The organism is Brevundimonas sp. DC300-4, from assembly GCF_049897365.1.
Taxonomy (GTDB): domain Bacteria; phylum Pseudomonadota; class Alphaproteobacteria; order Caulobacterales; family Caulobacteraceae; genus Brevundimonas.
In genome coordinates, this window is sequence record NZ_JAFCWC010000031.1 from 1 (window position 1) to 7,415 (window position 7,415).

Sequence of the window (7,415 nt, forward strand, 5' to 3'; positions counted from 1 at the left end):
GCAGACCCACACTTCGCCGCTTCCGCGCCGACGCTGATGCCGCATGGGCGGCCGCCGTTGACTGATCGGGCCACGGGGTAGGGGGCTTTCGACTTGGCAAAGTTAACCTGTCAGGCCCCCGGGGCCTATGTCTTCTCCGAGACCGTGGATGCCAATCAGCGCTTCGATCAAGGCAGCAACGGCACGCGTATCCTGTCCGACCTGGGCACCGACAGCTCGGCGGTCTTCGGTCAGGCGACCTACAGCATCACGGACCGGTTCAGGCTCACCGGCGGCCTGCGCTATACCAAGGACGAGAAGAGCCAGGTGACCGAGGCCCACACATTGCCGTTCGTCGGGTTCGTACCGGGCCGCTTCCCGCTGGTCCCGATCATTCTCGACATCCGCTCGGACGTTACCGCTGACATCGACTTCGACAAGGTGACCTACAAGGCGGGCGTCGAATACGATGCTGGCGACGCGTCACTCCTCTACGCAACAGTCGCCACAGGCTTCAAATCGGGGGTCCTGTTTCCGGCCCTGGTCAATGGTTCCTCGGCCCCCGAGAGTATGGTCGCCTATACGCTGGGGTCCAAGAACCGCTTCTTCGACAATACGCTTCAGCTGAACGGCGAGGCCTTCCTCTGGGACTATACCGACCAGCAGATCTCTCACCTTGGTCCCGTTCAGGTTGCCTCTACACCCGGCGGGCCGATCTACGGCCCCATCTATCTGACCGAGAACGCAGGGGCTGCGACCATCGCCGGTGTGGAACTTGAGCTGGTCTACCAGCCCACCGCCTCGGACCAGTTTTCGGCCAACCTCCAGTACCTCGACGCCACCTACGACGAGCTGAAGTACCAGGCCTATTCGACCACCGGTGGGGCTCCCGCGATCGGTTGTCCGATCACGCCGACCACCCTGACCGGGGCCAGCTCTGCGGCACGGATCTACAATGTCGACTGTTCGGGCCAGCCTCTGGTCAATGCCCCGGAATGGTCGCTGCAACTGGGCTATGTGAAGACTCTGGAGCTTGAGGACCGGGGGCACCTGATCCTGGCGGCCGACACGCGGCTGGAATCGTCGCGCTACCTTTCGCTCGATTACCTCGAGCAGGGTCGTCAGGACGGATACATGATGTCGAACGCCCGGGTGACCTGGGAAACTCCGTCCGGAAACCTGGCGATTACGGGCTTCGTCAACAACATCGAGGATGAGCTCGTCTTCGCCAACTCGTCCCAGAGTCCGGCCAAGCCCGGCGTGATCTACAACCAGGTCCGCCCGCCCCGGACCTATGGCCTGCGTCTGTCGCTGCGGATGTGATCGCCCGCCTGTTTCGTATTCGAGAGATCTCCCGACTTGGGGCGGGACCTGCATCGTCAGCGCCCGCCCCAAGTTTGAGCTGACCGTTATTCGGGACAGCGGTGCCAGCCGACGAACTTGCGGCACCGTTTCGCAGAATGGGGCTTAGGCGCAAAGCGGGGGGAGGGGGATGTCCGATCCTGACTCACAGCGGGTTTCAAAAATTTCCGCCTTCTGCGCCCAAAGAGACTGTTTTGTCCCACTCACCCTTCGGGAAGGGTTAGCCCGCGCCGATCCGATCCAACCTCGCCACGGCCTCCGCCGACAGCACAAGATCGGACGCCTTTAGGTTTTCTTTCAGGTGGCTGACCGACGAGGTGCCGGGGATCAGCAACAGGTTGGGCGAGCGTTGCAGCAGCCAGGCGAGGGCCACCTGCATCGCCGTTGCCCCCAGTTCGGCCGCGACTTCCGACAGGGCGCCGGATTGCAGCGGCGTGAACCCGCCAAGGGGGAAATAGGGCACATAGGCGATGCCTGCTTGGGCAAGATCGGACACCATGGCGTCATCCTCGCGGTGGGCGAGGTTGTAGAGGTTTTGCACGCAGACGATCTCGGCCATGCCCCGCGCCTCGGCGATCTGGGTCGGGGTCACGGTGCTGAGACCGATGTGGCGAACCAGGCCCTGTTTCTGCAGATCGACTAGGGTCGACAGGGGTTCGGCGATCGACCCCTCGCCCGGTCCATGGCCGTCGCCCGACCCCATGATGCGCAGGTTGACGACGTCCATCGCCTCCAGACCGAGGTTCCGCAGATTGTCGGACACCGCGCTGGTCAGTTCCGCCGCCGACATGGCCGGCAGCCAAGCCCCGGTCCCATCCCGTCGCGCCCCGATCTTGGTCACGATCGTCAGGTCGTCGGCATACGGGTGAAGGGCCTCCCGGATGATCTGGTTGGTCAGGTGCGGGCCGTAGAAGTCCGAGGTGTCGATGTGATTGACCCCAGCCTCGACCGCGGCGCGCAGCACGGCGACGGCGCCCTCGCGGTCGCGCGGCGGACCGAACACGCCGGGTCCCGCCAACTGCATCGCGCCATAGCCCATGCGGCGGACCGTGCGGTCTCCCAGGGTGAAGGTTCCGGCTTTGTCGAGCGTTGTCATTGGAGATCTCCTCGTCTGGTGAAGCCTATGTGCGCCTCTCGCTTTCGTGCGATAAGTCGAGGCAATCAGAACAGGCTGTGCGGAAAAACGAACAATGGCGGCGGACCTCGGCGACCTGAACGCCTTCGTCGCGGTGGCGCGCGCGGGCGGCTTTCGACAAGCAGGCCGGGCTACAGGGCTCAGCGCCTCCGCCCTAAGCGAGACGGTTCGGCGGCTGGAGGACCGGTTGGGCGTGCGCCTTCTGAACCGCACGACCCGCAGCGTGGTTCCTACCGAGGCCGGCCGTCGCCTGCTCGACCGCCTCGGCCCCGCGATCGGTGAGGTCGAGGCTGCGTTGGACGCGATAAAAAGCTTGATCGACCGGCCGGCGGGTACCCTGAAACTGAACGTACCGGTTAGCGCTGCTATCATGGTTCTGCCCGACATCGTGCCCGCCTTTCTGAAGGCCTATCCGGACATTGTGCTGGAACTGGTTGCCGAGGAGCGGTTCGTCGACGTGCTGGCCGCCGGTTGCGACGCCGGCATCCGCTACGAAGAACGGCTGGACCAGGACATGATCGCCGTCCCCATCGGCCCACGCCGCCAGAGGTTCGCCGCCGCGGCCTCACCCGCCTATCTCGCTCAGCGCGGCAAGCCCAAGCAACCGCGCGACCTGCTGCAACACGACTGCCTGCGCGGCCGGGGCTCCAGCGGCGCCCTCTTGCCCTGGGAGTTCGAGCGCGACGGCGAGATCGTCATGATTGATCCGCCCGGGCCCCTGATCGTCAACCTGGGCGCGGCCGTCGAGGTGATCGTTCAGTCCGCCATCGCAGGGACAGGCGTCGTGTTCCTGTTCGAGGACTGGCTGCGCCCGCATCTGGACAGCGGCGCCCTGGAGCCTGTCCTGCCCGACTGGTGGCAGGAATTCTCGGGGCCGTTCCTCTACTATCCCGGTCGCCGCCACGTCCCGGCCCCGCTCCGCGCCTTTGTGGACTTCATCAAGGCGGACCGGGCCTTGCCGATCGGCGACCGCGCCGCCGCACAAGCTTCCTAGATGACCGTGGCGCCCGACAGTATGCGGGCGCTCTCTTCGCGGCGGGCCTCGTCGTCGAGCGTGTCGACCGTCGTCGTAGTCATCCCGGCGGCATCGGCCTTGCGCGGCTACCAGGGGGGGCTGTGGTTCACGACCAGGACCTGGGCCCGAATCAATAGGCAGAGGCGGGCTCGGCAAAGCGGGTATTTCGGCGAAGGCTTACACAGCCATCAGCGATCGGTGCGGGAGCGAGCCTCCCAGCAAATCTGAATGTCGCCTTTCAAGATGGCTCCCGAAGTCCGCTTCTGGCGCTTATCCAACCTAAATATCTGACGGCCAAACACTTCGGGTTTCAGTAGCCCGTGTTCCGGCCCGGGACCGAGAAAGTCCTAGGCCGTAAAGGTCACGTAATCTCGTCGTCGAGACAAGGTCGTCACTCGCGCCCAAGAGGCGGACCGTAGCCGGCCGCACCGCGCGACAAGGCGGCTTCAGAATGCAAATCGAACCGGCTCATTGGACGGGCTTCCTTTGAAGGGTTGGGCTTGTGACGGCCTGCGGCTTTGCAAACGGCACGGTGCAGAGCGCAACCAAGGTCAGAACGGCAATCATCGCCCAGGCCTCGTTGATGGCGTGAACGAGCGCCAGTTTCTCGACGAGCGGGGCCAGTACGGCGGCCGTACCTGCGTCGATCGGCTGGCCGATCCGGCTGGCGAAGACCGATGCGGGAATACCCAAGGCTTGGGCCGTCTCGACATCTCCGGCTTGCAGCCGCGCGACGATCTGGCGGCCCAATACCGGTGCCCGGCCGTAGATGACGGTGTCGATCAGGGCCAGACCGATGGCGCCGCCCAGGTTTCGCATCAGATTGAACAGGCCACTGGCGTCCGGTACCTCGCCCGGCGGGAGGTTGCCGAGTGCCAAACGCGTCGGGGGCAGCAGGCACAGCATGATCGCGACGCCGCGAAGAATCTGAGGCCAAAACATCTCGTCGAAATCGGTCGTAGACGTCTGGAAGGCGCTGAGACCGAGGCCCAGGGCGAACAGGGCGAACCCCATGGCGGTCATCAACCGCGCATCCATCCGGCGCTCCATGACGACGGCGACCGGCGCCGTGGCGAGCTGTGCCAAGCCCGTGACCAGCATGATCGTTCCGATCGCCAACGGCCCATGGCCCCGCACAAAGGCCAAAAAGACCGGCATCAGATAGACCGAGCCGAACAGACCGATGCCCAGCACGAAGCTCAGAACGCAGCCGATCGCGAAGCTGCGGTTCGACAGGGTCTTCAGCTCGACCACGGGATGGATGGCAGTCAGACTTCGCCTCACGAACGCGACGCCGGAGGCCAGCGACAGAGCCGCCAGGCCCATCACCAGGGGCGACGCCCAGCCGCGTTGAGGGGCCTCCTTCAGCGCAATCTCAAGTGCGGCGAGCGCCAGGGCCATCAGGATCAGGGAGACGAAGTCCAGGCGGCGGACCGACGCAGGGTCGGCGCGTTCACGCGGCAGCAGCCAGACCGCCAGCACGGCGCAGATCATGCCGGGCGCGAGATTGATCAGAAACAGCCAGTGCCAGGAGTAGGTCTGTGTGATCCATCCGCCCACGATCGGACCAACGGTGGGTGCCAGCACCGCAAGGACGCCCGCGATGGTGGTCGCGATCCCCTGCCGGCTCTGCGGGAACAGCAGGAAGACCGCGGAGAAGACGCCTGGAATTAGAGTGCCGCCCGAGAAACCCTGGATTACCCGCCAGAAGATCAACGTCTCAAAGTCATTGCTCAGCGCGCAGCCCAGCGAGGCCAGGCTGAACACACTGATCGCGATTACGAACAGCCATCGCATGGTCAGGGCGCGAGTCAGGAAACCGGTCAGCGGGATCGCGATGACCTCGGCGACGAGATAAGCGGTCTGGACCCAGCTCATCTGGTCGGGCGCGACGCCGATAGCCGCCTGGATCGTCGGCAGGGCAGTCGCCACGACCTGAATGTCCAGGATCGCCATGAACATGCCGACGCACATGACGATGAAGCCAACCCACAGGGTAACGGCATTGCCCGGGTTAGGCGTGACGCTTGATGTCATCGAAACTTGCGGGGAGATCGGTCGAGGGCGGTTTCACTATGCATGATCAATCCAGACGCCTGCCGCGTGATAAAGTCACGCCCGATCAGTCGACTGGAACCGAGGCCGGACGCATGATGTTCCGCAACGTCGCCGCTCGCGATGATTTCCAGATGGAGATCGATAAGGCGGTGGGAGCCATTGATGACCGCGCCCGTCGCCCTGCTGTCCATCGGGACCGCTGACGCCCCCCATGATATGCCCCAGGCCGCCGTCGCCGAGGTGGCCCGGCGGTTGTTTCAGGACCGGTTCCCGCAGTTCGACCGCATGGCCAAGGTGTTCGACACGGCTGGAATTCGTCATCGCCAATCGGTCATGCCGATCGAATGGTACACGACGCCGAGGACCTGGCCGGAACGCACCGAAGCCTATCTGGTCGGAGCGGTCGATCTCTACAGCCGGGCGGCGGAAAACGCCCTGTCCGGTGCCGGGCTAACCGGGGCCGAGGTCGATATCATCGTCACCGTCTCGTCGACCGGGATTGCCACACCCAGCCTCGACGCCCGTGCCATGGGGCGTCTGGGGTTCCGATCGGATGCGGCGAGAATCCCCGTGTTCGGACTAGGATGCGCCGGAGGCGTCGCAGGTCTGGCGATCGCCAGTCGCCTGGCGCGGGCCAGTCCGGGCGCGGTGGTGCTTCTGGTCGCGGTGGAGGTCTGTACGCTGTCGTTCCGGATGGAGAACCTGACCAAGGCCGACATCGTGGCCACGGCCCTGTTCGGTGACGGCGCTGCGGCCTGCGTCCTGCGTTGCGGAGAGGGCGGTTTCGCCCACGTCGAGGCGACCGCAGAACACACCTGGCCCGACACGCTCGACATCATGGGCTGGCGGGTTGAACCCGAAGGGCTGGGGGTCATCTTCGCCCGTGCCATCCCACCTTTCGCGCGCGAGCATTTGCGTCCGGCCATGGACCGGATGTTGGCCGCCGATGGAAACCGCGTCGAGGACATCGACCGCTTCATCTGCCATCCTGGCGGCATGAAGGTGATCGACGCAATGGAGGCTTCGCTGTCGATGGACCAAGGCAGGCTGGATCATGAACGCGCGGTGCTGGCCGACCATGGAAACATGTCGGCGCCGACCGTGCTTCACGTCCTGAACCGTGCCCGGCACTCCGGTCTGCCCGAGCGGTCTGTGGTCACGGCTTTGGGACCGGGCTTCACCGCCAGTACCGTCACATTGAGCAAGGCCGCATGATCGCCTCGATCGTCATTCTGGTGCTGGTGACGGTCCAGCGGCTGGGCGAGCTGGTGCTGGCACGGCGCAATACCACGAGGCTGCTGGCAAACGGTGGGCTGGAGACCGGGGCAGGCCATTACCCGCTGATCGTAGGGTTGCACGCGGCTTGGCTGATAGGCCTATTCGTCCTGGCGTGGGATCAGCCGGTGAACTGGATCTGGATGGGAGTTTTCGTCCTGCTGCAGCTCGCCCGCATCTGGGTCATAGCCTCGCTCGGCGGCCGCTGGACGACGCGGATCATCACGGTTCCGGGCGAGACCCTGGTGCGTCGCGGTCCCTATCGGTTCTTGTCCCACCCAAACTATGTGGTCGTGGCGTTGGAGATCGGCGTGTTGCCGCTGGCGTTCGACCTTGTGGCCTATGCCGTCGTGTTCTCCATTCTGAATGCCGCTGTCCTAACGATCCGCATAAGGGCAGAGAGCCGCGCGCTGGCGGGGACCGGAACCCCGGAAGTTTAGCATATGCTTGTGTCGGGCTTGGGAGCATTAAAGGGTGCTGTCATCTGTGGATGGCCCCTGCGCTGCAAGAGTGAATTTGGTTTGATGTTGAGATCTGTCGGGGTGCGGTCATCTGTCCGGCCTGTTGGCGCGGCGCTGATGTCCGCTGGCC

The 7,415-nt window shown here is 64.6% G+C and carries 7 protein-coding genes; 5 read left to right on the plus strand and 2 right to left on the minus strand.

Annotation, left to right across the window (positions count from 1 at the left end; translation table 11 throughout):
• Nucleotides 1-93 precede the first annotated feature (93 nt).
• Nucleotides 94-1,302, plus strand: coding sequence for a TonB-dependent receptor domain-containing protein (locus ACP7AZ_RS17580; RefSeq protein ID WP_426039951.1), 1,209 nt, complete (start codon nucleotides 94-96; stop codon nucleotides 1,300-1,302).
• Between the two features lie 259 nt (nucleotides 1,303-1,561).
• Here the strand turns inward: ACP7AZ_RS17580 and ACP7AZ_RS17585 are convergent, their stop codons facing one another.
• Complete coding sequence (locus ACP7AZ_RS17585; RefSeq protein ID WP_426039952.1) at nucleotides 1,562-2,437, minus strand: aldo/keto reductase family oxidoreductase; 876 nt, start codon at nucleotides 2,435-2,437, stop codon at nucleotides 1,562-1,564.
• A gap of 94 nt (nucleotides 2,438-2,531) precedes the next feature.
• Here ACP7AZ_RS17585 and ACP7AZ_RS17590 point away from each other — a divergent pair, with 94 nt between their 5' ends.
• The gene (locus tag ACP7AZ_RS17590; protein WP_426039953.1) at nucleotides 2,532-3,470 is read left to right on the plus strand and encodes a LysR family transcriptional regulator; all 939 of its coding nucleotides are present in this window, start codon (nucleotides 2,532-2,534) and stop codon (nucleotides 3,468-3,470) included.
• Between the two features lie 489 nt (nucleotides 3,471-3,959).
• Here the strand turns inward: ACP7AZ_RS17590 and ACP7AZ_RS17595 are convergent, their stop codons facing one another.
• The gene (locus ACP7AZ_RS17595) at nucleotides 3,960-5,528 is read right to left on the minus strand and encodes a DHA2 family efflux MFS transporter permease subunit (protein WP_426039954.1); all 1,569 of its coding nucleotides are present in this window, start codon (nucleotides 5,526-5,528) and stop codon (nucleotides 3,960-3,962) included.
• 38 nt (nucleotides 5,529-5,566) lie between these two features.
• Here ACP7AZ_RS17595 and ACP7AZ_RS17600 point away from each other — a divergent pair, with 38 nt between their 5' ends.
• Genes ACP7AZ_RS17600 through ACP7AZ_RS17610 form a run of 3 tightly spaced genes read left to right on the plus strand, consistent with a single transcriptional unit; the run spans nucleotide 5,567 to nucleotide 7,264 of the window.
• Entirely contained in the window at nucleotides 5,567-5,752 is a 186-nt protein-coding gene (locus ACP7AZ_RS17600; protein WP_426039955.1) for a hypothetical protein, read from the plus strand.
• Nucleotides 5,712-6,764 carry a type III polyketide synthase gene (locus ACP7AZ_RS17605; protein WP_426039956.1) on the plus strand — a complete coding sequence of 351 codons (1,053 nt, stop codon included), beginning with the start codon at nucleotides 5,712-5,714 and terminating at the stop codon, nucleotides 6,762-6,764. The genes ACP7AZ_RS17600 and ACP7AZ_RS17605 overlap by 41 nt, the downstream gene beginning before the upstream one ends.
• Entirely contained in the window at nucleotides 6,761-7,264 is a 504-nt protein-coding gene (locus ACP7AZ_RS17610; protein ID WP_426039957.1) for an isoprenylcysteine carboxyl methyltransferase family protein, read from the plus strand. The genes ACP7AZ_RS17605 and ACP7AZ_RS17610 overlap by 4 nt, the downstream gene beginning before the upstream one ends.
• Nucleotides 7,265-7,415 lie beyond the last annotated feature (151 nt).

Bases quoted from the DNA above. Each gene is read 5' to 3' on its own strand.
- ACP7AZ_RS17585 (WP_426039952.1), bottom strand. From the start codon at position 2,437: ATGACAACGCTCGACAAAGCCGGAACCTTCACCCTGGGAGACCGCACG.
- ACP7AZ_RS17590 (WP_426039953.1), top strand. From the start codon at position 2,532: ATGGCGGCGGACCTCGGCGACCTGAACGCCTTCGTCGCGGTGGCGCGC.
- ACP7AZ_RS17595 (WP_426039954.1), bottom strand. From the start codon at position 5,528: ATGACATCAAGCGTCACGCCTAACCCGGGCAATGCCGTTACCCTGTGG.
- ACP7AZ_RS17600 (WP_426039955.1), top strand. From the start codon at position 5,567: ATGCATGATCAATCCAGACGCCTGCCGCGTGATAAAGTCACGCCCGAT.
- ACP7AZ_RS17605 (WP_426039956.1), top strand. From the start codon at position 5,712: ATGACCGCGCCCGTCGCCCTGCTGTCCATCGGGACCGCTGACGCCCCC.
- ACP7AZ_RS17610 (WP_426039957.1), top strand. From the start codon at position 6,761: ATGATCGCCTCGATCGTCATTCTGGTGCTGGTGACGGTCCAGCGGCTG.